The organism is Pseudomonas sp. NY15372 (genome assembly GCF_048068215.1).
Lineage (GTDB): Bacteria > Pseudomonadota > Gammaproteobacteria > Pseudomonadales > Pseudomonadaceae > Aquipseudomonas > Aquipseudomonas guariconensis_A.
Window position 1 is genome coordinate 1 of sequence record NZ_JBLUPY010000086.1, and the last position, 493, is coordinate 493.

The 493-nt window shown below is 62.5% G+C and carries 1 pseudogene; it reads left to right on the forward strand.

The annotated features are described in order from the left end of the window. Positions 1–493 (forward strand): annotated as a pseudogene (locus ACNFG0_RS22850) (RHS repeat protein); the annotation flags it as partial.

A 493-nucleotide genomic window follows, 5' to 3' on the forward strand; every position in this document is an offset into this window, starting at 1 on the left:
GAAGGTGGTACCGGAAAACACCTACACCTACGACAGCCTCTACCAACTCATCAGCGCCACCGGCCGTGAAATGGCCAACGCCGGCCAACAAGGCCGTCACCTGCCGCATGTTACGCCCTTCGAGAGTGCCACCTACACCCCGTACACCCGCACGTACACCTACGACACGGCGGGCAACCTGACCCAGATCCGCCACAGTGCCCCTGCCACCGGCAACAACTACACCACCGACATCACCGTGAGCGACCGCAGCAATCGGGCGGTAATCAGCACACTCACTGAAGATCCATCGGCCGTGGAGGCGCTGTTCACCCCAGGCGGCCAGCAGGCCGTGCTGTTGCCGGGGCAACCATTGGCCTGGACTTCGCGAGCCGAACTCGAACAGGTCGTATCGGTGAAGCGTGAAGGCAGTCCGGATGACCGCGAAAGCTACCGGTATGACAGCAGTAGCCAACGGGTGCTCAAAGCCAGTAGCCAGCAAACGGCCGGCAGC